Genomic DNA, 23,907 nt, shown 5'->3' on the forward strand with positions numbered 1-23,907 from the left:
GAATGTCGACGAAAATCGGGGACAGTCCCTCGGAGCGGCTGCGTCGGACGTGCCCGGGGCACCGTAGGAACGAGCGCCGCGGTACAGTCCCCGTTTTCGTCAGAGCCAAAAGCCAAAACTGCCGGAGGGAGCGAGGCCTAGCTGACAGTCAGTTCGCCGGCGAGATCCTTGCTGAGAAGTCGCCGTACATCGGTTGGCGTGAGATTCTTGTCGCCGAGCAGGACCATGAGTTTCACCAGCGCGGTCTCGGGCGTAATATCACGGCCGGACACGACTCCGGCCTCAAGCAGGCGGGTGCTTGCTTCGTAGCGTTCCAGTTCCACGCGTCCGCCGCCACACTGAGTGACAGCAATCGCCACGACCCCGCGCTTCACTGCGGCCGCAATCGGGTCAAGCACACGCGCATCGGACGGGACCGTGCCCGCACCATAGGTCATGAGGACCACACCCTTGAGCTTCGGGTCAGAGAGCACGTCCTGCAGAATCGACGCTTCCTGGATGCCGGGGAAGAAGATGACCGAGGCGACGTTGGGCTCGATGTGGCTGCGCAGGTGAAGGTGCGAGCCAGGCGTCCGCAGGACACGTCGGTCGACCACAATGCTCTCGCCGGCCGCGGCCAGCGGCGGGTAGTTGGGCGACTGGAACGCTTCGAATCCGGACGACGTCACTTTGCGGCTGCGGTTGCCGCGAAGCAGCGCCTCGTGGAAGAAGATCGAGACCTCGGGCACGGCCGGAAGGCCGGAGTGTCTCGGGTTGGCGATGAGCAGCGAGGTCAGGAGGTTCTGCAGCGCGTCATTGCGGACGTTGGCGAGGTGCGGGCGCTGGGCCCCGGTCAGGACGACCGGCTTGGCCAGACCTTCGAGCATGAGGCTGAGCGCCGAGGCAGTGTAGACCATGGTGTCGGTGCCGTGGAGCACGACGAAGCCTTCATAACGGTCGTAGCTTTCTTCGATGACGCGCGCCAACTCGACCCAGTAGTCGGGGCCGATGTTGCACGAGTCGAGCGGCTCGAGGCTCGCACCGTCGACGTTGAACCCGATGTAGCGCGGGTTGGTGCTGCCGTCCGCGAGTTGCGGGGAGAGCGACGAGGTACGGCGGCGGAACTCGGCCCAGTCCACGACCACGAGCGGGCTTTTCGGGTCTTGCGGGTCGCGGGGCATCGAGCCGATGGTGCCGCCGGTGTAGACGACAAGCACGCCCGAGCCGCGGTTACCTGGGTCATAGCTATGCTGCGCTGCGGCGGTCATCGGGCAGAATCTAGCCGCGATATCACGCGAGTCAAACGCGCGTTATCGGGCACTCGGCCAAAGCCGGAAGTCAGAAGACAGACCGCAGAAGGCAGAAATCACTGAACGGCCGACGATGCGCATCTATGTCCATCGGTGTTCATCCGCGGTTGGTACCTTCCGCACGGCGCGGCTTGACGAGGGGCCGTTCGCACCCGACAATCATCTTGAAATGGTCCGCCTGCGCGTTGTAGCTCTCGTCATTGCTCTGGCCGCGCTGGCTCAGGCCGATGACTCCCTGCGCGTGCTCTTCATCGGCAACAGCCTCACCTACGTGAACGACCTTCCCGGGCTCTTTGCGGGACTGTCCGAGGCAGGCGGCAAGCCGGTGCGGACCGATGCCAGCACATTCGGCGGCTACTCGCTTGAGGACCACACGAAGACGCAGGCAACGCTCGACAAGATTGCGCAGGACTCGTGGTCCTTCGTCGTGTTGCAGGAGCAGAGCATCATTCCGACAATCCCCTACTGGCGATACAACAGCATGTACCCGGCTTCCCGCCGGCTCGACTCGCTCATCAAGCTCCAGGGCGCGAAGACCGCCTTCTATATGACGTGGGGCTACAAGTACGGCGGTCAGCATAACTACGGTGATTCCTTGAGTCCTGACTTCCAAGACTACTTCGAGATGCAGGAGAGCCTGCGGGTTGCGTACGAGGGGATTGCGAAGGAACTGTCGTCCACCTTGGTGCCGGTCGGAATGGCGTTCGCCCGGGCGCGTCACACCGACTCGCTCGTCGACTTGTGGCAGGTTGACTCCTGTCACCCAATGCTCGAGGGCACCTACCTCGGGGCGTGCGTGTTCTACGCGGTACTGTATGAGTCGAACCCGGTTGGCCTGCAGTTCTACGGAGGTCTGGATTCAGCGACGGCGCGGTTCTGCCAGGAGATGGCGTGGCAAACCGTGTCGGGCATAGCTGACGCGCCGGGGGCCGCGCGACAGCGGGTCGGGTCAGGTGCGTTCGCGCTGCAATCTCTGCCCGCAGGGATGACCGTGTACAACCAGGCGGGAGCGAACGTCACGGCGAGGGCTACAGCTCTGCCGCGCGGGGTCTACTTCCTGCGAGAAGGGCATCAAGACGCAAGCCACAAGCCGCAAGCCGTTCGCAAGGTCGTCGTTGTCCGCTAGTGTCGAAGTGAACGACAGCCGATTGTCCTATTGGGAGAGGAGCAAGGAATGGCAGATCACAAAGTAAAGGGACTGGCGTTCGCATCGGTGTATGTTGATGACTTCGATAAGGCGTATGAGTTCTACGCCGGCGTGCTGGGTCTGGAGAAGGAGTATGACATGGGCAGCGCAGCGTGCTTCTTCAAGCTTCCCGACAGCACTGGGCTGTACCTGCAGGGGAAGAACAAGACCGCGATCTACGCCGGAGACACAATGCGGACAGCGCTTGTCTTCTCGGTCGATTCAGCCAACGCAACGCATAAGCGACTCAAGGCCGCCGGCGTCCGGTTCATCCAAGAGGAACCGATGCACATGGGCGGCGAGCAGTACTGGTTCCAGTTCTATGACCCGGCTGGCAATATCCTCGAAGCCCTCGGCGGCAAGTAGATGAACCGAAAGGAATCGAGGGTTCCAGGATTCGAGGGGTCGAGTGTCGGCACTAGAATCCTAGAATCCTTGACCCTTGGACTCCTTTGGTGACATGGCGATGGACACGGGGCAAACGGTCATCATCAACCGAGCGCCGGTATTGGCGTTGTGGGCCACGGTTGTAGCCGAGCGGCTGGGGTTCAGCCGCGACGAGGCGCTGTCGCTGGGCAAGGCGGTCACCGGCCTGAACGCACAGAGCAAGGGGCAACGGCTGGGCATATACACGAGGAGTGAGGAAGGAGGCGGGAGGAGAGAGGAAAGAAGGAAACGCCTGGAGGAGCAGACGGGCGGCAAGCTGGACGCGGTGGAGTTGATGGGACGCGAGATTCCGGTAGTCAGGACTCCGGAAGGGATACGGGCGGTGAATAAGGACAAACCGGTGTTACCAGAGAGCACTCAGGTGTATCTCGAATCCAAGTTCGGTGAGCACCTCGCTGCCGTCCGTGCGGCGATGGAAGATTTGGCCCGGTCATTCGAACCGGACGTTCTGGCGGCGCGGGCATTTGCATTGTACGCGCAGTTTCGGCCCGAGATTCCCGAAGGCGTGAAAGGCTGGGGAGCGAAGGGGAGGCTTGATACTGACCTCATCCGGTCGCTTGGCGGCGCCGCGAAATGACTCCGACAGGCAAGCCGGGTTCCTTCGGGTTCGTCGTGCATCCGCCGACGTTGAGACACGTGCGCAAGGCCATGCCCGCGATGCGCTACCTCCCTGAAGGTCTGGTCTTGTCCCTCATCAAATACCAGAAGCCCTATCTCATTTCTCGCGTGCGCCGGATCAGCTCCCTTCTCGGACACGAAATTCAGGGCTTCTTCGTCGTCTGTCCGCTGCTGCCGACGCAGATGCTCAGCCTTGAGACCGGGCCCGTCATAGACCGCATCGTCGCCGCCGGCAGAATCGCCGAGCGGCTGGGGGCGAAGATTCTGGGTCTCGGCGGGTACACGTCAATCGTCGGTGACAAGGGACATACCGTCGCGTCACGTCTCAGCCTGGCCGTGACCAGCGGCAGCGCGATGACCGCCTGGTCCTCGGTCGAGGCGATTCGGCGGCTGGCCAAGCAGCGCGGCGTGGATCTGTCTAAGTCGACACTTGCCGTCATCGGTGCGTCCGGCTCCATCGGGACGCTTTGCACGACGGTGCTGGCGCCCGCGGTCAAAAGGGTGCTCATCAATGCCAGGCACCAGGAGAAGCTGGAACGGCTGCGCTCCGACATCGCGAAGTCCTGCGCGACCGAGGTGGGCGTGGAGATGGACGCACACAGGGCGGTAGCGGCCGCCGACCTTGTCATCACTACGACCAGCGCTCCGGATGCATTGTTCTCGGCCGATGAACTGAGGTCGGGGAGCATTGTTGCCGATGTGTCGGTGCCCAAGAACATCTCAAAGGTAGAGCATCAGCGGAGTGATGTGACCGTGGTGGATGGCGGCCGCGTGAAACTGCCAGGCAAACCCGAGTTCAGTGTCGACATCGGCCTCTCGCGGGGCGTAGTATATGCCTGCATGGCCGAGACCATGGCGCTGGCGCTCGAAGGCAGGTTCGAGAACTTCTCCCTCGGCGACAACATCAGCCCGGTCAAGGTCGAGGAAATAGGACAAATCGGGCGGAAGCACGGGTTTGACGTGTGGCTCGGCGAAAGCGCCGCGGAGATTGAAGAAGAGGAGCGATGACGATAGAGGGAGGTGCCTGATGACTGCCAGCCTGCTGAGTCTCGTCCAGTCGATGGTCACGCCGGTGGTGATGATATCGGCATGCGGATTGTTGCTGCTTTCAGTCTCGAACAAACTCGGCCGCATCGTCGACCGGACCCGCGAACTGAACTCCGAGGACCGGGGTCTTTCGAATGACATCGACACGGTCCGGCGTCTCTCCATCCGGAACCAGATTGACCTCCTGCTCAGGCGCGCCCTGCTGCTCCGCAACGCCTGCGGGCTTCTGTACCTTGCGGTCGCGGTCTTCGCCCTAACGTCGCTCTGCGTAGGCCTGTCCAGCGTGGCGCGGGGGTTCGAGGTCCTGATGCTCGTGCTCTTCGTCATCGGGCTAGCGACCGTTGTCTGGGCCGGAATTCTCGCCTACCTCGAAATCCGCCTGTCTCACCAGGCAATCACCGAGGAGATAAAGGAGCTGAGGCTGCACGGCTAGCGGATGTTGTTCACCCCCTCCCTCTACTCGCAGGGCGGAGGGCGGACGGAGCCGGCGTGAGGGGCAATACCCGTGACGATCGACCACCTGTCGCTGCATTGACCTAGACTATGAGCATGTCTATAATTCCAGTCACGGCATGACGTCCCCCATCTTCGGTATTTCAGGGCTCCGCGGAATCGTCGGAGACAGCCTCCTTCCCGAGACCGTAGCCCGCTACGCTGCCGCCTTCGGCACGTTTGTCGGCCATGGCACGGTCGCGCTCGGCCGCGACTGCCGTGCTTCGGGCGAGATGATGTACACGGCGGCAACTGCCGGTCTGGTGTCGGTCGGCTGCGAGGTCATGCAGCTTGACATCTGCCCGACGCCGACAGTCGTCTACGTCACCCGGCGCGGCACCGTCGCCGGTGCGGTCATGCTCACTGCCAGCCACAATCCCGAGCAGTGGAACGGCATGAAATTTGTCAGCCGCGAAGGGCAGTTCCTGTCTCCGGACGAGGTGGCCGCATTCCGCAAGCTCGTCAAAGGCAAGGGCGCGAAGTATGCGGACTGGGACGCACTGCGGCCGGTCAAGAAGAACCCGAACGCAATCTACGCCCACATCAACTCGATACTCTCGAACGAGCTGTTCCGCGGGATCCGGCCGGCGTTGATCGAGCGGAAGCTGAAGGTCGGCGTGGACGCGGTGAACGGCGCGGCCTCGGTCGCTGCCTGCCAACTGGTCGAGGCGCTCGGCGCCGAACCGGTCCGGCTCTTTTGCAGCATCGAACCGATGAAGCAGGGCGCGTTGTTCCCGCGCAAGCCCGAGCCCGAGGCGCAGAATCTCGGCGACCTCTGCAACATGGTGCGCGAGCGGAAGCTCGACCTCGGGATTGCCTTCGATCCGGACGGCGACCGCTTTAGTTGCGTCGACGAAACCGGCGTCCCGCTCGGCGAAGAGGCGACCATCTGCCTTGCCTGCAAGTACGTGCTGCCCCGGCGAAAAGGGCTGGTGGTGGTCAATCTGTCAACGACCCGAGCGGTTGATGATGTCTGCACCGAGTTGGGCGTCGTGGTCGAGCGCGTTCCGGTGGGCGAGGCGAACGTGGCTGACCGGATGGAGAAGGTTCAAGCGGTGCTGGGTGGCGAAGGCAACGGCGGAGTGATCCTGCCGGACCTGAACTTCACCCGCGATGGACTTGTGGCCGCGGCCACGGTAATCGGGCTCGTGAGCCAGGGGCGTGAACCGCTCTCGGCCATCGGAGCAACCCTGCCCAAGTACCAGATGGTCAAGACCTCAATGAGTCTGAGCCGTGAGCAATTCACCGAGCGCAGTGAGAAGCTGGCCAAGGCGTTCGAGGGCGCGGCGGTTGACCGGCAGGACGGCCTGAAGTTCAGCATTGAGGATTCCTGGGTGCACGTCCGGCCGTCGAACACCGAGCCGATTGTGCGAATCATCGCCGAGGCGAAGACGGACGTGCAGGCAAAAGCGGTCGTCGAGAAGATCCGCCAGGCCCTGAGCGCCAACGGGAAAGAACCAGAGAAGAAATGAACCAGGCAAACCAGAATTCAGAATCCAGAGTCCTGAGTGCAGGGTTTTCGGACACTCTGAATTCTGTTTTCTGGTTTCTGAGTTCTGAATTGTCCGGAGCTCGCTAGTATGTGTGGTATCGTTGGCTACATCGGGCCGCGTAACCTGACCAACGTCATCATGGTCGGGCTCGAGCGGCTCGAGTACCGTGGCTACGATTCCTGTGGAATCGCCGCGGTTGACGGTGGCCTGACGCTAAGGAAGACCGCGGGCCGGCTGCAGAAGCTCAAGGAGATACTCGCGAGCAACCCGGTGACTGGCAACCTCGGGGTAGGTCACACGCGCTGGGCCACCCATGGCAAGGTCACTGACGAGAACGCCCACCCGTTTACGGGCTGTTACGGCCGCATGGCGGTGGTGCACAACGGCATCATCGAGAACTACCGTGAACTGCGCCAGCGGCTGGTCGCGGCCGGGCATAAGTTCGTATCTGGCACCGACTCCGAGACCATCATCCACCTGATCGAGTCCCACCACGAGAAGGACCTTGTTGCTGCAGTGCGCAAGACCGCGGCCGAACTCGTGGGGTCGTACGCTGTCGTCGTCATTTCGGCCGACGAGCCGGACCGGATGGTGGTGCTGAAAGCGGGCAGTCCGTTGGTCATCGGCCAGGGCGAGGGTGAATACGTGGTCGCGTCCGATGCGCAGGCGCTGGTCGGCATCGCCCGGCGGATGATCGCCATGCAGGACGGCGACCTCGCAGTCATAAAACGCGATTCGCTCGAGCTGACCAACCCGGTCGGCAGGCGCGTCCAGCGCCAGTTCTCCGCCATCGACCTCAAAGCCAAGGCTCTCACCAAGGGCCGGTACCCGCACTTCATGCGCAAGGAGATTTACGAGCAGCCGAAGGTCATCAGCGATGGCATACAGCACCGTTTCCGGGACCGGCGCGTCATGCTCGACCCCGAGTTCCTGCTCTACCCGGACGAAGTGGAGAAGGTCGCGCGGGTCGTCATCCAGGCCTGCGGTACCTCGTACCACGCGGGTCTTATCGGCCGGTACTACTTCGAGAAGTTCTGCCGCATCCCGGTCTCGGTCGAAATCAGCTCCGAGCTCCGTACGTCCGAGTTCATCTACGAAGGCGACACCCTGATGATTCCCATCAGCCAGTCGGGGGAGACCGCGGATACGCTCGCCGCCCTGCGCGAGGCCTCTGCCCGCGATATCCATTCACTGGCGGTGCTCAACACGAAGCGTTCCTCCATCGACCGCGAGGCCGACTCGTCGGTCTACATCCACGCCGGTCCGGAAATCGGCGTCGCCTCGACCAAGGCGTACACCGCCGAGATACTCACGCTGCTCTCGCTTGCGCTCTATTTCGCCCGGGTGCGCAAGACAATGCCCGACGACAAGTTCGACGACATCGTCCACCACTGCCGCGAGCTGCCGGCGCAGATGCGGCAGGCGCTGGCCCTCGACGCGAAGGTCAAGGCGACCGCGGAGCGGCTCGCGCACGCCCACGATTTCCTCTTCCTCGGCCGCGGCATCAACTACCCGTCGGCGCTCGAGGGCGCGCTCAAACTCAAGGAAGTTGCCTACGTCCACGCGACCGGGCTGCCGGCCGGCGAGATGAAGCACGGGCCGATTGCCCTGATTTCCGAGAACACCCCGGTCATCGGCATCGCGCCGCACGACTCGGTTTACGACAAGATGCTCTCGAACCTGGCCGAGTCCAAGGCGCGCAAGGGACTCATAATCGCCGTCGGCAACGAAGACGACGAAGCGCTCGCGGAACTGGCCGATACGGTGTTCCCGGTCCCGGCCGCGCCCGAGTACCTGATGCCGTTGCTTGTGGCGATTCCACTCCAGCTCTTTGCCTACCACGCGGCGGTCATCCGTGGCTGCGACGTCGATAAGCCACGGAATCTCGCCAAGAGCGTCACAGTCGAATAAGTGAGGCAAAAGGCCTCACGCAATATGAAATACGCAAGAAGATCAGCAGTCGCAGCCGTGATGTTTCTGGTCGCCTTGAGCTGCCAGCGGGCCGACAATACGCGACCTGGCGTAGTCTCGACCTACCCGGCGAGCGGCACTTCCGGGGTCCCATCTAATACCCAAATCCGCATGGCCTTCTCCGAAGCAATGGATACGGCGTCGGTCAGGGCAGCCTTCAGCATGACACCGGCAGCCATGGGCAAGTTCGAATGGGCCGGCGACTCGGTGGTGTACTGGCAGCCGGATAATCTGCTCAGCGTCCAGACATCGTACTCTTTCAGCGTGGAGACCAGCGCTACCGACTTGGCCGGTAACCAGCTCAAGCCGAACGGTCCGTTCCAGTTCAACACCACTGACACGTCAGCCCCGCCAGCCATGGTCTACATGTTGGGCCGGTCGGCGATGGCCGGCTGGTTCAGCCACTGGGGCGGAAGTCCGTATACGCACGGCCGATTCACGCTGTACTACCACGCGGTCGATTCGCCGCCGGGCATCGTCACCAGCGCTCAGGCGATAATCGACAGCCTGGTGCTCTGCGACGAGCCGGTTCTCTTCTTCAAACTCTCCTACGAGGATTTCGCGGGCCGCGACTCCGTGACCGCGCAGCAGAACCTCGACCGCAACGTCGCCTATGTAGACTCGGTGTACACTGCGGCCCGCGGCCGCGGATTGAAGATGATTGTCGGCAATGCCCTGCCGCAGGTCGCGGTCGCCACCGACCAATGGCTCGTGTGGAACCATCGGCACTACAACCAGCGGCTTCTCGACCTCGCGGCGCAGCACCCCGATACTCTCCGCGTGTTCAACTTCTATTCGGTGCTGGCCGACAGCGCAGGCAACCTCAATCCGACGTACGCCACGAGCTCCTCCGATTCGCGCCCCAACGGCGCCGGGTACACCGCGCTCGACTCCGCCTACTTCCCTTTCCTGGAAGCGTACTATTAGGGGCCGGCGGTCGCACGACGCCGGACCGTTCATCGTACAATCTTCGACGACGTGGGCGATGGACGGGCGGTTCCCGGCGTTCAGGTCGGAACCCGCCACCGACCACCAGTCGCCGCTTTAGCGCTGCGACGGCGTCGTTTCTTGACCGACGACGCTATCCGAGTTAGAGTGGCGCGTGAAGCTGGTACTGCAGAATGTGTTGGTCCGGCGCAGCCTCTCCAGGGCGCGAGGCGCTGAGGTCAGACTCATTCTCTCTTTTTCCCGTTCAATGGATGCGGAGGTCCGCGCGACGCCATGAAGGAAGACCAGGCTAGGGTGCAGAAGGGACGCAACGCGATTCCGTTCCATCCGGTTCTGTTCGCCGTCGCACCGATTCTCTTCGTCTACGCCCACAACGGCGCCAGGTTCCCGGTCGACCCCGGCGAGATGCTCGTACCGATACTGCTGTCCCTCGCGGTGACCGCCGTTCTCTGGGCAATTCTGGGATTCCTGCTCCGCAGCGCGGCGCGGGCGGCGTTGCTCGTCACGTGCTTCCTGGTGCTCTTCTTCTCGTATGGGCACGTCGCCGGGGCGTACGAGCCCTCGGTCTACGCGAGCGGAGGGTTGCTCCTGTGCTGGGCGGCGCTGCTGGGCGTCGGAACGTGGCTGGTTGTGCAGCGTCCGAAGCGAAGGGCGCGTCGTTCATTGTTCGGGTTTACGGTCGTGCTGAACTCCGTCGCAGTCGGCATCCTCGCGGTCAATCTCCTGACCGGCGCACGGGCATTCGCCAACCGGCCGCCGCCCCCGGAGCGCGCGGCCGGGCGAGTCGAGGTCGCGCCCGGCGTGGACTACCCCGACATTTACTACATCATTACTGATTCCTACCTCCGGTCCGACGTTCTGAAGTCGCGCTACCAGGCCGACAACAGCAAGTTCCTTGCTGAACTCAGACGTCTTGGATTCTTCGTCGCTGATCGGGCGCATTCGAACTATGCTTCGACCTATCCATCGCTGGCCTCGTCGCTCAATTTCACCTACCTGGACAGCACGGCCAGGGCAGCTGGAACGGAATCCGACAATGCCGGTCCGCTAATCCGGATGATCCAAGGCAACCGTCTGGTCGACTTTCTACGGAGGCGAGGCTACACGATTGTGTCGTTTGCGTCGGGTTTCACCGGTACCGACCTGGCCGGTGCCGATATTCACCTCGCTCCCCGCTGGTCGTTGACTGAGTTTCAGGGCATTCTCGTGAACACGACGCTGCTTCGGGATGTGCTCATCCTGATGCACGAGTCGCCGGTCGTCCGGCACCGGGACCGACTGCTCTATACGCTGAAGAACCTGCCGAACGCCGGTCTCGTCCGGCATCCCGTATTTGTCTTCGCCCACATCCTCTCGCCGCACCGCCCGTTCGTCTTCCCGGTTTCGGTTGTGAAGCTGGGAATGACGGTTCACGCTCTCGGCTACGCAAGCCAGGTGGCGCATATCAGCGGCTATCTCGTCGGTGTCGTCCATCAGATTCTCGCCCAATCACCACGACCGCCGGTTATCATAATCCAGGGCGACCACGGGCTGAAGGAGCCGATCAACTGGCGCGACTCCGCGTTTGTCGAGTTGCACCAGCGGCACGCCATCCTCTACGCGGCCTACTTGCCTCCTTGCTTAGGGCACGATGCCTCGTGTACAACGCCGGTCGAGTTGTACGATTCGATTTCTCCGGTAAACACGTTCCGGGTTATCCTCAGCCGATACTTCGATACGACAATGGCGCTGCTGCCGGACCGGAGTTACTACTCAGCATTGAATCGCCCATATCACTTCTACGATATCGAACGGCCGGAATCCTATCCGGTCGCGGCTGAGCCCGCAAGGTCCTCGGAGGGGCCGTGATCCGGGGCGGGCTCGCCCGCCATTTGCCGATCGGTTCGCCATCTGAGGTTTGGACCGAAGACGCGGCTCCCGTCGACCAAGCCGGATCGACAAGCCGTGGCTGATTCTGTCCTTCAGGGACGACAGGTAACGTGGCACGCTGACGCACGGGTATCCGCGTTGGACGTGCGCACGGACAAGGAGGTACGTGTCCATGGGTGAGGAAAGACCGGCTGACCATCGGGAAGGTCTACGTCAAGGCCACCGGATGCTCAATGAAGATGGTCTCGTGGACATCGCGCTGGGTGTTGGACTGCTGTCCGCAGCGCTGTACCAGGGGTTGGACCCGGCCTTGCATGTCCGGTTGGCCGGACTCGCAGTCCTTGTGCCGCTGCTGATCGTGCTCGTCATTGGGGCGACAAGACGACGGCTGGTCTATCCTCGAATCGGGAAGACGCGATTACCCGCCATTGGGGCAGTGCCCGGGCTGTCGGTCATTCTGACGGTGCTGTTCTTCGCCGGGCTGATGGCATTTCTCGTCTTCGAGCGGCCCGGCCGGTGCGCGACGCCAGGCGGCTTGATTTGGCTGCTACGCGGACTCCTCCTGGCTACCGCGGCCACGCTAGTTGCGGTTGGGCTGCGCACTGGACTTGCCAGATTCTACGTCCACGCCGGGGTGATTGCCCTGAGCCTGTTCGTGGCCGGGCTGCTATTCGGGGCATCGCGCGCCGCAGCAATTCTGATGGTCGGGGTACCGGGAGCCGTGCTGCTCATCACGGGGGTTATTGTGTTTGCCCGGTTCCTGCGCAAGTACCCAGTTCTGACATAGAACAGCCACGCAGGCACGACAACGTCGACTAAGTGAATCGAAGCAATCGGCTTCAGCGCTGCGGCGGTGGCTTGAGGCCTGCTTTGCAGGGAATAGACAGAGCGGCGGCCTGTATATACAGTGATGCTTACAGGAGGTCTTATGAACCGCTTTCTCATGCCTTTAGCATTTGCCGCGCTCTTGGCCGGCTGCAGTCTGCCCGCAGGCTTGGGGCAGCAGTCGAGCCAGCCGGCAGTTGCTGACCCGCCGCAGACCGTTGTCGTGCGCGAGGTGCATTACACCGACCCGGTGGTCTGTCACGACACGGTCTACGTTCCGGAGCAAGCTCCGTACCAGGAGCCGGTCTACACCGGTGACGAGTACAATACGTACAACGAGTACAACCAATACAACGAATACACCGAGACCAATGTCTACGTCCACAAAGACATCGTAGTCCGGCCGTATCCGCGTCAGCCGGGATGGTCGCCGCGTGAGAACAATCCACAGTGGCGTGACCGGCAGGACGGGTCGCCGAACGACCGGAACCAGCCGCGGAACCAGGAGCAGCCGAGAGTCGTGCCGCAGCCGTCGGTGCAGCGAGTTCATGCGCCGGTCGTCAGCTACCGCCAGATGCCGGTGACCCCGGTAACGCCGCCGACATCTGTGGCCCAGCCCGTGCAACAGCAGCGTCAGTCGCCGGTGCGTGGCGGCGGCACCCCGGCAACGCCGGCTCAGAAGCAGGCTCCGAAGCCGGTTCCAATTCCGCCGAATGACGGCCCCGTGACTTCAGGGTCAGCGGTGGCCGCGAAGCCGGCCGGGACCGGTTCTTCGCACGTTGCCAGTGCCGCACAACCGGTCGTGACCGACCCGGTTCAAGTTGCGGCAAACGGGCAGTAGAGTCTTCTGGAGCAGGGGCGGCATCATTGCCGCCCCTGCGTCTTCGCGGCCCGCTTCTTGACTTCGGCTGCGGAGAACCGAACATTACCCACTGCAATGATGACACTCGTCCTTTCTCTGTTCTGCGCACTTGCGCCTGTCCAGCAAGGTGACTCGGCTACTTCCTCATGGCTGGAGGTTATGGGGCTGGTGCCGGACGGGCCGGCAGCAAGAGCCGGAATCCAGATTGGCGACGCTCTCGCGAGTTATGACGGGAAGGTAATAGGCTCTCGCGCTGCACTTGAGGCGGCGCAGGCTGCGGTGCGGGCAGACTCGGTTGCGGTGTCGCTCCGGCGCGGGAACAAAGAGCTGAGCTTCAAGCTGTCCAAGGGCAAGCTCGGCATCTACTTTGCTGAGTGGCAGAACGACCTGGTGCCGGACTCGGATGCCACGCTCCTCGACGACGTTCCCAACCTGAGCTGGAGCAGGACAAACAGCTTCATGGGTGCGCTGGAAGCCATCGGGCAGAGGCTCGGCGACTCCGTCGGCTACGCGTTCCTCTGCGGGGCTTCGGGCGCGGCTTTCCGGACCCAGTTCTTCGATGGGTGGTGCCCGAGCTCGCCGGACGCGACCGTAGGATTCAACGCCGGCGATGTCGCTCTGAAGGCGTGCGGGCTCTCGGCTTCTTGGCAGCATCCTTCGGACGACGGCAAGAACAAGCCGCAGATGCTTGCCGCTGTCAGGAAGAGCATCGATGCTGGAATGCCGGTTCTCGGCATCGACATGGTGGAGATGCCGGAGTGGGGTGTCATCATCGGTTACGAGAAGAACAGCGACGAGTTGTTCTGCCACACGTATTTCGATAAACACAAGCGCTACGAGGTCGCTCGGAAGTTCCCATTCGCGGTCGGCATCCTGAAACGGGAAGGCAGGACGCCGGATGAGAACACGAGCATCAGGCGCGGATTCGATGTCGTGTTGGAAAACCTGACCACGATCAAGTATGGCCAGTACTATTCCGGACTGGCCGCGTTCGACGAGTGGACCGGGCGGCTGCGGGACGACGACTTCACCAAGCTCGACAGCGCCAAGCTGGCCAACGCCGCGCAGGCGAACGAATGGATATTCGAGCGCCTCATCGCGGACCGGAAGACCGGTATCGAGTACCTCGACACCGTGGGCAAGCGCATGCCCGCGCTCCAACCGACCACCGATTCCCTGGCCGCGATTTACCAGCAGGAAATCGGGGTGCTTGAACCATTGGCCGCACACCTGCCGGGCCCGGGAAGCGTGAAGCCGGGCTGGCAGTGGTCGAAGGTAGACCGGGACAACGAGATTGCGATGCTCCTCAGCGCCCGTGTGTTTGAGGAGCAGACGATCCCGATGTGGAAGAAGCTGGCCGGCAGGAAGCAGTAGACAGGAGACAGGGACAGTCGGCCTGCAGTAGCTGATGCTGGAAAAGTACAGACCTGAGTATTACGACGAGGTTGCTGGCTTCGCCCGGAAGTGCAGCAACTTTGGCTACGTCAAGGACATTATCCGGGCGCACACGAAGCGAGGGTTCCCAGGCGAGTGCCATGTCTGGCGCGAGGACGTACGCATCGTTGCCTTTGCCGCGGCCGCATATCTGAACCCGGACGACGCCTGGCTATGGGGGATGAGAGTGGATCCGGAGTTCCGCAACAAGGGTGTTGCGGCGAAGTTCACGCGGGCGCAACTGCGCATCGTTAGGGCATCGGGTCGGACATGGGCAGGGCTCAACACGCTCGACCATCGGAAGCCGGCGCCGACCTTCCGCGTGATGGAGAAGCTCGGGTTTCGCCTTGAGGATACCTATGCCGACGACGTGTATTGGCGTCGCCCCAGGGGCGTTGCGCGGCCGCGGCTCAAGCCGTACGACGACATACTCTCCCACTTCAGCTCACTCGGTCGCAGGACCTACTTTTACCAGAGGCCGGGTTGGTTCAGTTCACGCCTGATACCGGCTCGACGCCGAGAGGTGAACCGGCTTGGGTTCACGCTTGATGGCGTTCCGCTGATGTTCAAGCAGTGGCGCTACACTGAAAAGGGACGGCGCTACTCAGGTGCTACCGTGAATCTGTTCGACCGTCCCCCGGACTTCGGGACATTCGTGCCGTCACTTCTGGCGCTCATACGAAAGCGCGGGCACGTGGTCGTGAACTACCCGGCCGAATGGCAGCACCGGTTCCGCGCGGCTGCCCGCGCCGCGATACCGAGGTCCCGGAAGAACCGTGGCTACTGGCCGAGCACCTGGCGCATCTACGGCAAAGACCTCACGTAGTCGGTAGTCCAAATCCTCGCCGCATCCCGCTTCTCCCTCAATCGACTCACATTGTCCGCATTATACAGCTCTGTATAACGCGAGTGGGTGGGCAAGAAGCGCAGTAAGAGGCTGAATCAGAGGAGGTTGGGGTCACTCTGAGATTCGCCCTGGGGGTCACCCCGGGAACGGTTCCCGCGGTGGTTCCCAAAGTCATCTGGAAAGTGACTCGGAAGGCGATTCCGACGGCGATGTCCGAGGCGATTTGGGACGCGACTTGCCGGGCGATTCTCTAGGTGACTCACAGCGTGACGGGCGGCGTCACTCGGATCGTGACTCCCACTGCTACCCGTGCCGCCGCTCTGGACGTGACCTGCAGTGTGACTCGCAAAGCGACCTGCGGAAAGACTCGGAGGATGACTCGCGAGGCGATTCGCACGGCGAACTGCCGAGTTCCATGCGAGGCCGCGTCTTGAGGATTGAGCTTGTGCTGAGGCTGCGTCGCAGTCGCGAATGGCGGGCGGGATCTTCCGGGTTGTCCGAGGCTCCCGGAAACACGGTGCCTTCTCTGGTACCGGGGTCCACGGAGGCGCCCTTGGTGTCCTCGGTTGACCGCCCGTGGTAGGCCGGTAGAATGAAGGTGTATGGCTGTTACTAGGAACCGGTTCATTGTGGACGAGAACGGCAAGCGTGTCTCGGTCGTTCTCCCGGTCAGCGACTACGAAGAGCTGCTTGAAGATCTGCACGACCTCGCGGTCGTGGCAGAGCGTCGCCACGAACCTTCCGTCTCACACGCTGCGCTCAAGAAGAGGCTGAAGGCCGGTGGCCTCCTGCCGCATTGAGTGGAAGCGCTCAGCCGAGCGCGGCCTGCGTGGCATAGACCGGAAGCAGATACCCCGCATCATCGCCGCGGTCGACAGGCTGGCGTGCAACCCGACTTCGGCCGGCAGCAGGAAGCTGGTCGGGTCCGATCGCGTCTACCGAATCTGAGTTGGTGACTATCGCGTGATATACGAGTACGATGCCGCTCCCGGGGTCGTCTGCATTTTTCATGTCCGCCACCGGCGCGAAGCATACCGGTAGTCCGCGTCCGCCTCCCGACAAACACGCACTACTCAATCTCTAACCTGGGGTGTCCACATGCGCTGGTGGTGCGGCGGGTTGACTATAATGAACCGCGTGACATCGGGAGCACGGAGTAGTGCCGGGGGCTAGAGCCTATGGACTGAGGATTTGAGCTTGCGCTAGAGCTGCGACGCGGTCGCGAATGGCGGTAAGGGGCCGGGAGTCCGGTGCTGCCAATCTAGAATCGTCAATCTGGAATCTGCAATGCCGCGTTGGCGGGCGGGATTTTCCGAGATGTCCGAGGCTCCCCGAAATACGTTGCCTTCTCCGGTTCCCCGGGTCCACCGAGCTGCCCTTGTATGAGGTTGACACGTCGGGGCGAACTCTCTACACTCAGTCCTGTGAAACGAGTCAGACAGTCAGAGGATGCCGAAGCGTCCGCCGTAGACGGCTCAGTGTTTGACCTGAGTCCGGCCGAGAAAATGCAGTTGGTCGAAGACCTGTGGGACGACCTCGCGGCCGTGCCGGACAGGGTGCCGGTCCGCGACTGGCAGAAGGCGGAACTGGTTCGCCGCAAAGCGAATCTGGCCCGAAACCCGGGCGCCGGCCTGGCCTGGGAAGAAGTCATGCGCCGCGTTCGTAGCCGCAGTGGCCGTTAGGGTCGTCGCGGCCCCTGAGGCCGAGCAGGACGTTGCCGACGCCTATGCCTGGTACGAAAGTCAGCGTGTGGGGCTCGGAGAGGAGTTCCTGGGTTGCCTCGATGCCTGCATTGAGGCAACTCGTCGTTCACCCAATACGCACGCGACTATCTTCAGGAGATTTCGGCGCGCCCTGCTCCGGCGCTTCCCTTACGCAGTGTTCTACGAGTACGATTCAGGCGTTGTGACCGTTTTCGGCGTATTCCACACATCGCGACACCCGTTGAGGTGGATAGAACGGGCGACGAGGGATAGAGGCTAGACACCAGCCAACCGTTCTCTGCTGACCGACGCCGAGTTGTCCTGCCCGCCAATCCGCAATCTACAATCTCGTGTCTGGAGTCTCCACATGCGCTGGTGGTGCGGCTGGTTCATTATCATGAACCGCGTGACATCGGGAGCACGGAGTAGTGCTGGGGACTAGGGACTATGGACTGAGGACGGCGGACTTGGGCCTGCGCGTGGGCTAGCTTTGCTTGTGGTTTGGGCTATCCAAGTACTCGAACTGCGACGCGGTCGCGAATGGCGGTAAGGGGGTGGGAGTCCAGTACTGCCAGTCTAGGATCGTCAATCTAGAATCTGCAATGCCTCGTTGGCGGGCGGAGTCTTCCAGGATGTCCGAGGCTCACCGAAATGCGGCGACTGCCCTGGTTCCCCTGGTCTGCCATGGCCAGCGGTGTTCTGCTAGCGCCTTCGTTCGGGCGCGAGCTTGGTCACGTATAGGTTATCGTGGCGCATACCGGTAACGACATAACCTCCGTCAGCAGTCTGGCGTATGCAGTGGCCTGAATAGCTGCCAGAAAGCGTGTCGGTCCATATCTGCGTGCCATTGGACGATGTACGCACCAGAGTTGCTATGTCGCCTGCCTTGTAACTCGGTCTCGTCGTCCCGGCGATAATGTAGCCGCCGTCCGATGTCTGTTCGATACAGTGTCCTCGGCTGACCTCGCTCGGCATGAACGTGTCAGCCCAAACGCTGTCTCGATTTGCGTTGGTCTTGAGCAGGTAAATACTCGTGTACCCTTGCTTGGCACCGGTCGCGGCATAGCCTCCGTCTGAAGTCTGTATGACCGAGTTAGCACTCATCAGGCTTCCGAAAGTCTTTATTAGCTGCTGCTGAACCCCGAGCGAGTCAACTTTCAGGAGCGTCCTGGTGCCGATGATGTACCCGCCGTCAGAAGTCCTGCGCAGTGACAGTTCTTCATCTCTGCCGTTGAGGTCGTAGAAGACATTGTATAGGTGACTCCATCTGAGGTTTCCGCTGCTGTTCGTTCTCCAGAGTATGACAGCGCTGTCATCCAGGAATCGTTGCGCGACAACGGTATAGGCGGTGTCAGCTAGTCTGACGACTGAAATAGCATTGGCTGAAAACTCGTTCGCAAGGCAGGTTCGCCAGACCTCGTTCCCCAGCGCATTTACTTTGAGGAGGCACGGATCCCAGTGACTCTGATTGGCAGATGCGCCGCCAGCGACAATGTATCCGCCGTCGGAGGTCTGCACGACTGACGACCCCATCATGCCGCCGGCCGCCTTGAATGTCCTCACCCACGGGGTATCTCCGGATGCGTACAACTTGACCAGCAGGACCGCATATCCCGTGGTACTGTCATTGGAGTCGGTCGTACCGACGACGATATAGCCGCCGTCGGACGTCTGTTGAACGCAATGGCCGGCGGCCCCACCCCATCCCGGAAAGGTCCTTGTCCACTGCACCGCTGGCGGCTTGGCGGCGAGGGCCGGAAGTGCTGCCGCCAGCAGGGCGGCCAGAAGCCACGATATGCGCATGCGGATTGCAGGGTGAGTAGCGAGAGCAGAGCCGGACGCCAAGCGCATACACTCGCGAACAGGCTATTGCGTGGACGGCAAATGTCAAGCGCTGGCGGGCCGACTGGCGATTGGCGACTGTCGACTAGAGTCCGGATCGTAGGACGTCTGTGGAATCGGCGTAATCTGCGGACAATCTCTTCGTCCGTTTCGTGTCCTTTCGTGTCTTCGTGGCGATCTGCCCGACCATCTGCGTAATCTGCGGTTAGTCTCCGCGTCGGCTTCGTGTCTTTTGCTTTACCACCCGCGCCGCCATCCCGAAGCTCAAGAGGAATCGTGACTACAGGCCTAGCGCCTGGCGTATCCAATGCAGAACATTGACCCGGTAGCGGCCGGGCCGCAGCCGACATTACCGTGGGCGCGGGACGCGCCACACGGTTCTAGAGCTCGTTGATAGTCTCCGGGTCCATTATGTAGCCGAGTCCGCCCTTCAAGACCACTTCCTTCAATGTCGTGAGCCCGGCCTTGACTTTCGTCATGCCGGCAGCGTACAGGCCTCTTTGTTCCACTGCGCCGTAGGATTGGCGCAGGGCGCTGGGTTGCGGGCGGTTCAGCGCGATGTCGCGGAGGGCATCGGTCACCGGCACCACCGCGAAGACCCCGACCTGGCCTCTGTACCCGGTCCCCATGCACTGTTCGCAGCCGCGGCCTTTGGCTACCTTCTGGCCGGGCTTGATACCCAGAAACTGCCTCTCGATCGAGCCCGGCGCGACACTCTGCTTGCAGGACGGGCAGACCCGTCGGAGAACGCGCTGCCCGACTATGCCCTCGAGACCGGTGGCGAGCAGGAACGGGTCGACGCCCAGTCCCAGCAGTCCGGAAATCGCCTCAACCGCGTCGCCGGCGTTCAGCGAGCTCAGTACCAGACGGCCGCCAAGAGCGGTCCTCAGGGCGGCGTGCGTGGTATCGACGTCGCCCAGGTCGCCGACCATGACCACGTCGGGGTCCTGGCGAGTGATTACGCGCAGGGCTGCCGCGTAGTCGTAGCCGGAGCGCGGGTCGACCTGCGACTGGATGATGTTGGGCAGGTTATACTCGATCGGGTACTCCAGGGTGACCACCCTTTTGTCGCTCCTGGCCAGTTCGCTCAGCATCGCGTACAGAGTCGTGGTTTTGCCGCTGCCGGCCGGGCCCACGACCAGAATCAGGCCGCGTGGCTTTGCCAGCATCTTGCGCAAGCAGGTCAGCGCCGCGGGCTCGAATCCCAGCTTGCCCAGCGGCACGAGCGAGTTGCAGTCGCGCATCCGCAGGGTCAGGCTCTCACCTTGCGACGTCGGCAGACTGTGAACCGCGAAGTCGACCTCGCGGCCGTCGACAAGTGCGCCATAATGTCCATCGCTGGGCAGGCGTTCGTCTTCGAGTTTCATCCGGGCCATCTTGCGAATCCTGGTGAGCACGCCTTCCGGCAGGCTCTGGTCGGGTGGTTGGACCAGTCGCAGCGTTCCGTCAACGCGGAAATGGATAGACAACCCCGGGTGTCGTTCTTCGATGTGGATGTCGGACGCGCGCTCACGGACCGCGCGGATTAGCAGCATGTTGACCCATCTCTCGACGGTCGTGTCCGGTGCCGGCTTCGGGGGCCGTCCGGTTTCTTCTGGTGCCGTAGCGGGCTTGGTGACCCGCCGGTTCTGCTTCTTCTCTTTCATATTCTCCTCCCTCGACTACTTCACTGGCATATCCCTCGGATTCGTGGTTCCCATTCAGGCTTGAGCTTCGCGGAACCAGTTGCCATGGACTGAGACGGCGGGAACCCGACCGTCTACGCCCAAGGATAGGCAGCCTGCGGGCAAAGTCCTTAGCAGAGTCCGGCGTTAGAGCGGAGGAACCACGCGCATTACTTCTTCGAAGGTGGTGAGCCCGGCTTTGGCCTTCTCCGCGCTGTCTTGGTACAGGGCTCCTATTTCGGCTTTGCGATAGAGCTGGCGCAGGGCGTTCGGCTGCGGGCGGGTAAGCACGAGGTCGCGAATCTCTTCGGTCACCGGCAGGACCGCGAAGACCCCGACGCGCCCTTTGTAGCCGGTGCCCTTGCATTCCTGGCAGCCGCGACCCTTGGCCAGCTTCTGACCGGGCTTCAGCCCCAGCCATTGACTCGCCGCCTCGCTCGGCGCAATGCTCTGCTTGCACGACGGGCAGACCTGGCGGAGCACCCGCTGTTCAATCACGCCTTCAAGGCCGTTGCCGAGCAGTAGCGGGTCGACTCCCATCCCCAAAAGGCGGGCAATCGCCTCGGCCGCGTCGTTCGCGTGAATCGAACTCAGTACCAGGTGCCCGCCCAGGACGGTCTGAAGGGCAGCCTGGGCAGTCTCGAGGTCGCCCAGCCCGCCGACCATGACCACGTCCGGGTCTTGGCGCGTGACCACGCGTAGAGCGGTTGCGTAGTCGTACCCGGAGCGCGGGTCAATCTGCGACTGGGCGACATTGGCCATGTCGAACTCTATCGGGTACTCGAGCGTGACGACCTTCTTGTCGCTCTTGCCTATCTCGCTGAGCAATGCGTACAGGGTCGTGGTCTTGCCGCTGCCCGCCGGGCCTGCGACCAGAATCAGGCCGCGCGGCTTGCCCATCATCTCACGTACCTTCGTCAGTGTTGCGGGCGGGAACCCCAGCCGGTCCATCGGGATAAGCGTAGCGCGGTCCAGCACGCGCAGGGCCAGGCTCTCTCCATAGGAAGTCGGCAGGCTGTGAACCCGGAAGTCGATCTCGCGGCCGTCCACAATCGCACCGTAGCGTCCATCCTTGGGCATGCGCTCGTCTTCCATCTTCATCCTTGACATCTTCTTGATCCGGGAAACCACGCTCTCCTGCAGACTCTGCTCGGGTGCGGGGACCGGTCGCAGCGTGCCGTCAACGCGGAAGCGGACCGTCAGTCCTTCGGCTCCCGGCTCGATGTGAATCGCGTCGGCCCGCTGGCGCACGGCATCGACTATCATCCGGTTGACCCAGCTCTCTGCGGTCGTGGCCGGGGCCGGCTTCGCGGCCTTTACGGTCGCTTGCGGTGCCTCTACAGGCTTGGCGGCGGGCTTGGCGACCCGCCGGTTCTGTTTCTTCTCTTTCACCTTCTCCTCCTTCTTACTGATTCGCTGATCACGTCCTCCGATCTCGGGGATGTTGGCATTCCGGCTTATGCCTTCAAGTGACGGATTGCCAGCGACCGGGGCGGCGCGAACCTGTCTATCTCCATACGATGATAGACCAACCTCGGACAAAGTCAACCACCCGGACTTGCAGACGCCAGCCGGGGCATGGCCGCCGGCGTTCCATCTCGGCCGCAGAATCTGAATCCTGTATTCTGTATTCTGTCTACTGTATACTTCCGCCATGCCTGACCTTCCTCAATGGCTTGAGGGCCTGAACCCGCAGCAATTGCAGGCCGTCACTCATGGTGACGGGCCGCTGCTCATCATCGCCGGCGCGGGCACGGGCAAGACCAATACGCTTGCACACCGAGTGGCCTGGCTGATTCACCAGGGCGTGCAGCCGGGCCGGATTCTGCTGCTCACGTTCACGCGCCGGGCTGCGCAGGAGATGCTCAATCGCGCCCGCTCAGTGCTCGGCGCACGACGCATTACGCCAGACGCATTACGCCAGACGCCGGAAGCCGGAGGCGTCGAGCGTGGAGCGTGGAGCGTGGAGCGTATCTGGGGCGGCACGTTCCACTCGATGGCGAACCGGCTGCTGCGCACCTACGGCCGCGTCGTGGGCTTGCAGCCGGACTTCACCGTGATGGACGAATCGGACTCGTCCGACATGCTGGGCCTGATTCGGGCGCAGATGGGCCTCACATCGAAGGAGAAGCGTTTCCCGCGGAAGTCGACCATTCGTTCCATCTACTCGCGGGTCGTGAATTCGCGCGAGCCGCTCGGAACGGTGCTCAAGAAGGACTACCCTTGGTGCGTCGAGGCCGAGGAGGGTCTCCGAGCCATCTTCAACACCTACACCAAGCGGAAGGGCGCGCGGCAGGTGCTGGACTACGATGACCTGCTCTTGTTCTGGGACCATGCGCTCGCGGATGAGACGGTCGCCGACGCGATGGCCGCGCGGTTCGACCACATCCTCGTGGACGAGTACCAGGACACGAATATCATCCAGGCTGAAATCCTCCAGCGCCTGCGGCAGAAGAACCACAACATCACAGTCGTCGGCGACGACTGCCAGTCCATCTACTCGTTCCGGGCCGCGACTATCAAGAATATCCTCGACTTCCCGGAGCAATTCCCGGGCGCGACGGTGGTAACGCTGGAACAGAACTACCGTTCGGTCCAGCCGATTCTCGACGTAGGAAACGCGGTGATGAAGCCGGCCCCTCATCGCTACACGAAGAACCTCACGGCGGTGCGGGAGGGGAAGCAGAAGCCGGTGCTCGTGACCTGTCGGGACGAGGACGAGCAGGTGAAGGTCGTCTGCGACCAGATACTGGAACACCTGGAGCAGGGCATCAAGCTGCAACAGCAGGCGGTGCTGTTCCGGGCCGGGCATCATTCGGACCAGCTTGAAATCGAGCTGGCCCGCCGCAACATCCCGTTCCACAAATACGGCGGCCTGAAGTTCCTCGAAGCCGCGCACGTGAAGGACCTGCTCGCGCTTCTGCGTATCCTTGAGAACCCGCGTGACGACATGAGCTGGTTCCGCGTGTTGGAGATGCTCGAGGGCGTGGGTCCGAGGACGGTGGAGCGGTTCGTCGCCGACCTTGAGGCGCGAACCTACGACCTCGCGGTACTTGGCCAGATTACCATGCCGGCGGCCGCGCACGACCAGTACCAGGCGCTGTCACAGACCCTGCTGGCCCTGCGTAAGGAAGAGCTTCCGGTCGCGGTCCAGGTCGAGCGGCTGCGACGGTACTACGAGCCGTTCCTCGCCATCCTCTATGACAACCCGAAGCCGAGGCTGCGCGATCTCGAACAGCTTGAAGCGATTGCGCAGCGGTACACGTCGCGCGCCAACTTCATCTCAGACCTGACGCTCGACCCGCCGAACTCGACCGCGGACTTCGCCGGGCCGCCGTTCAAGGACGAGGACTGGCTCGTGCTTTCGACG

Annotated in this window: 22 protein-coding genes; 17 read left to right on the plus strand and 5 right to left on the minus strand. The window is 62.5% G+C overall.

Annotated elements, in window-relative coordinates:
- Positions 1-137: 137 nt before the first annotated feature.
- Positions 138-1,247 (minus strand): asparaginase, encoded by a 1,110-nt coding sequence (locus tag VMH22_15285; GenBank protein HTW93052.1) that lies wholly within the window; start codon positions 1,245-1,247, stop codon positions 138-140.
- Positions 1,248-1,362: 115 nt separating this feature from the next.
- Between VMH22_15285 and VMH22_15290 the strand changes: the two genes are divergently transcribed.
- The 14 genes from VMH22_15290 (at position 1,363) to VMH22_15355 (ending at position 16,128) form a co-directional block, all read left to right on the plus strand.
- Positions 1,363-2,415 carry a DUF4886 domain-containing protein gene (locus tag VMH22_15290; protein ID HTW93053.1) on the plus strand — a complete coding sequence of 351 codons (1,053 nt, stop codon included), beginning with the start codon at positions 1,363-1,365 and terminating at the stop codon, positions 2,413-2,415.
- Between the two features lie 48 nt (positions 2,416-2,463).
- A complete protein-coding gene (locus VMH22_15295) occupies positions 2,464-2,841 on the plus strand; it encodes a VOC family protein (GenBank protein HTW93054.1) in 378 nt (125 codons plus the stop codon).
- A gap of 94 nt (positions 2,842-2,935) precedes the next feature.
- A complete protein-coding gene (locus tag VMH22_15300) occupies positions 2,936-3,499 on the plus strand; it encodes a hypothetical protein (protein ID HTW93055.1) in 564 nt (187 codons plus the stop codon).
- Entirely contained in the window at positions 3,496-4,548 is a 1,053-nt protein-coding gene (locus VMH22_15305) for a shikimate dehydrogenase (protein ID HTW93056.1), read from the plus strand. The genes VMH22_15300 and VMH22_15305 overlap by 4 nt, the downstream gene beginning before the upstream one ends.
- The gene (locus tag VMH22_15310) at positions 4,529-5,020 is read left to right on the plus strand and encodes a DUF2721 domain-containing protein (GenBank protein HTW93057.1); all 492 of its coding nucleotides are present in this window, start codon (positions 4,529-4,531) and stop codon (positions 5,018-5,020) included. The genes VMH22_15305 and VMH22_15310 overlap by 20 nt, the downstream gene beginning before the upstream one ends.
- A gap of 139 nt (positions 5,021-5,159) precedes the next feature.
- Positions 5,160-6,551, plus strand: coding sequence for a phosphoglucosamine mutase (glmM, locus tag VMH22_15315; GenBank protein ID HTW93058.1), 1,392 nt, complete (start codon positions 5,160-5,162; stop codon positions 6,549-6,551).
- 108 nt (positions 6,552-6,659) lie between these two features.
- A complete protein-coding gene (gene glmS / locus VMH22_15320) occupies positions 6,660-8,483 on the plus strand; it encodes a glutamine--fructose-6-phosphate transaminase (isomerizing) (protein HTW93059.1) in 1,824 nt (607 codons plus the stop codon).
- 60 nt (positions 8,484-8,543) lie between these two features.
- On the plus strand, positions 8,544-9,470 hold the full coding sequence (locus VMH22_15325) for an Ig-like domain-containing protein (protein ID HTW93060.1): 927 nt from the start codon (positions 8,544-8,546) through the stop codon (positions 9,468-9,470).
- Positions 9,471-9,764: 294 nt separating this feature from the next.
- On the plus strand, positions 9,765-11,339 hold the full coding sequence (locus VMH22_15330) for a hypothetical protein (GenBank protein HTW93061.1): 1,575 nt from the start codon (positions 9,765-9,767) through the stop codon (positions 11,337-11,339).
- 247 nt (positions 11,340-11,586) lie between these two features.
- Positions 11,587-12,147, plus strand: a complete 561-nt coding sequence (locus VMH22_15335; protein HTW93062.1) for a hypothetical protein — start codon at positions 11,587-11,589, stop codon at positions 12,145-12,147.
- Between the two features lie 141 nt (positions 12,148-12,288).
- Positions 12,289-13,026, plus strand: a complete 738-nt coding sequence (locus VMH22_15340; GenBank protein HTW93063.1) for a hypothetical protein — start codon at positions 12,289-12,291, stop codon at positions 13,024-13,026.
- A gap of 96 nt (positions 13,027-13,122) precedes the next feature.
- On the plus strand, positions 13,123-14,421 hold the full coding sequence (locus VMH22_15345) for a PDZ domain-containing protein (GenBank protein ID HTW93064.1): 1,299 nt from the start codon (positions 13,123-13,125) through the stop codon (positions 14,419-14,421).
- Positions 14,422-14,455: 34 nt separating this feature from the next.
- Positions 14,456-15,307 (plus strand): GNAT family N-acetyltransferase, encoded by an 852-nt coding sequence (locus VMH22_15350; GenBank protein HTW93065.1) that lies wholly within the window; start codon positions 14,456-14,458, stop codon positions 15,305-15,307.
- Positions 15,308-15,930: 623 nt separating this feature from the next.
- The gene (locus VMH22_15355; protein HTW93066.1) at positions 15,931-16,128 is read left to right on the plus strand and encodes a hypothetical protein; all 198 of its coding nucleotides are present in this window, start codon (positions 15,931-15,933) and stop codon (positions 16,126-16,128) included.
- 10 nt (positions 16,129-16,138) lie between these two features.
- Here the strand turns inward: VMH22_15355 and VMH22_15360 are convergent, their stop codons facing one another.
- Positions 16,139-16,339, minus strand: coding sequence for a hypothetical protein (locus VMH22_15360; protein ID HTW93067.1), 201 nt, complete (start codon positions 16,337-16,339; stop codon positions 16,139-16,141).
- Positions 16,340-16,752: 413 nt separating this feature from the next.
- Between VMH22_15360 and VMH22_15365 the strand changes: the two genes are divergently transcribed.
- Together VMH22_15365 and VMH22_15370 are read left to right on the plus strand one after the other, a co-directional pair.
- Positions 16,753-17,010, plus strand: coding sequence for an addiction module protein (locus tag VMH22_15365; protein ID HTW93068.1), 258 nt, complete (start codon positions 16,753-16,755; stop codon positions 17,008-17,010).
- The gene (locus VMH22_15370) at positions 17,000-17,311 is read left to right on the plus strand and encodes a type II toxin-antitoxin system RelE/ParE family toxin (protein ID HTW93069.1); all 312 of its coding nucleotides are present in this window, start codon (positions 17,000-17,002) and stop codon (positions 17,309-17,311) included. The genes VMH22_15365 and VMH22_15370 overlap by 11 nt, the downstream gene beginning before the upstream one ends.
- A gap of 422 nt (positions 17,312-17,733) precedes the next feature.
- Here VMH22_15370 and VMH22_15375 read toward each other — a convergent pair whose 3' ends face one another.
- The 3 genes from VMH22_15375 to VMH22_15385 all read right to left on the minus strand — a co-directional run bounded on the left by VMH22_15375 (position 17,734) and on the right by VMH22_15385 (position 21,929).
- Complete coding sequence (locus VMH22_15375; protein HTW93070.1) at positions 17,734-18,834, minus strand: hypothetical protein; 1,101 nt, start codon at positions 18,832-18,834, stop codon at positions 17,734-17,736.
- 419 nt (positions 18,835-19,253) lie between these two features.
- Positions 19,254-20,519, minus strand: a complete 1,266-nt coding sequence (locus VMH22_15380) for a GspE/PulE family protein (protein ID HTW93071.1) — start codon at positions 20,517-20,519, stop codon at positions 19,254-19,256.
- A gap of 165 nt (positions 20,520-20,684) precedes the next feature.
- Complete coding sequence (locus VMH22_15385; GenBank protein ID HTW93072.1) at positions 20,685-21,929, minus strand: GspE/PulE family protein; 1,245 nt, start codon at positions 21,927-21,929, stop codon at positions 20,685-20,687.
- A 262-nt stretch (positions 21,930-22,191) separates the two neighbouring features.
- Here VMH22_15385 and VMH22_15390 point away from each other — a divergent pair.
- Positions 22,192-23,907, plus strand: a 1,716-nt coding sequence (locus VMH22_15390; GenBank protein ID HTW93073.1) for an ATP-dependent helicase, incomplete at its 3' end; no start/stop codon positions are given.

The organism is bacterium, from assembly GCA_035505375.1.
Lineage (GTDB): Bacteria > Hydrothermota > Tepidihabitantia > Tepidihabitantales > Tepidihabitantaceae > UBA2258.

What these genes read in the sequence shown, in the direction of transcription:
- VMH22_15345 (HTW93064.1), top strand. Translation starts at nt 13,123, where the DNA reads ATGATGACACTCGTCCTTTCTCTGTTCTGCGCACTTGCGCCTGTCCAG.
- VMH22_15380 (HTW93071.1), bottom strand. Translation starts at nt 20,519, where the DNA reads ATGAAAGAGAAGAAGCAGAACCGGCGGGTCACCAAGCCCGCTACGGCA.
- VMH22_15355 (HTW93066.1), top strand. Translation starts at nt 15,931, where the DNA reads ATGGCTGTTACTAGGAACCGGTTCATTGTGGACGAGAACGGCAAGCGT.
- VMH22_15290 (HTW93053.1), top strand. Translation starts at nt 1,363, where the DNA reads ATGCGCATCTATGTCCATCGGTGTTCATCCGCGGTTGGTACCTTCCGC.
- glmM (HTW93058.1), top strand. Translation starts at nt 5,160, where the DNA reads ATGACGTCCCCCATCTTCGGTATTTCAGGGCTCCGCGGAATCGTCGGA.
- VMH22_15340 (HTW93063.1), top strand. Translation starts at nt 12,289, where the DNA reads ATGAACCGCTTTCTCATGCCTTTAGCATTTGCCGCGCTCTTGGCCGGC.
- VMH22_15305 (HTW93056.1), top strand. Translation starts at nt 3,496, where the DNA reads ATGACTCCGACAGGCAAGCCGGGTTCCTTCGGGTTCGTCGTGCATCCG.
- VMH22_15285 (HTW93052.1), bottom strand. Translation starts at nt 1,247, where the DNA reads ATGACCGCCGCAGCGCAGCATAGCTATGACCCAGGTAACCGCGGCTCG.
- VMH22_15330 (HTW93061.1), top strand. Translation starts at nt 9,765, where the DNA reads ATGAAGGAAGACCAGGCTAGGGTGCAGAAGGGACGCAACGCGATTCCG.
- VMH22_15335 (HTW93062.1), top strand. Translation starts at nt 11,587, where the DNA reads ATGCTCAATGAAGATGGTCTCGTGGACATCGCGCTGGGTGTTGGACTG.
- VMH22_15350 (HTW93065.1), top strand. Translation starts at nt 14,456, where the DNA reads ATGCTGGAAAAGTACAGACCTGAGTATTACGACGAGGTTGCTGGCTTC.
- VMH22_15300 (HTW93055.1), top strand. Translation starts at nt 2,936, where the DNA reads ATGGCGATGGACACGGGGCAAACGGTCATCATCAACCGAGCGCCGGTA.
- glmS (HTW93059.1), top strand. Translation starts at nt 6,660, where the DNA reads ATGTGTGGTATCGTTGGCTACATCGGGCCGCGTAACCTGACCAACGTC.
- VMH22_15375 (HTW93070.1), bottom strand. Translation starts at nt 18,834, where the DNA reads ATGCGCATATCGTGGCTTCTGGCCGCCCTGCTGGCGGCAGCACTTCCG.
- VMH22_15360 (HTW93067.1), bottom strand. Translation starts at nt 16,339, where the DNA reads ATGAAAAATGCAGACGACCCCGGGAGCGGCATCGTACTCGTATATCAC.
- VMH22_15325 (HTW93060.1), top strand. Translation starts at nt 8,544, where the DNA reads ATGTTTCTGGTCGCCTTGAGCTGCCAGCGGGCCGACAATACGCGACCT.
- VMH22_15295 (HTW93054.1), top strand. Translation starts at nt 2,464, where the DNA reads ATGGCAGATCACAAAGTAAAGGGACTGGCGTTCGCATCGGTGTATGTT.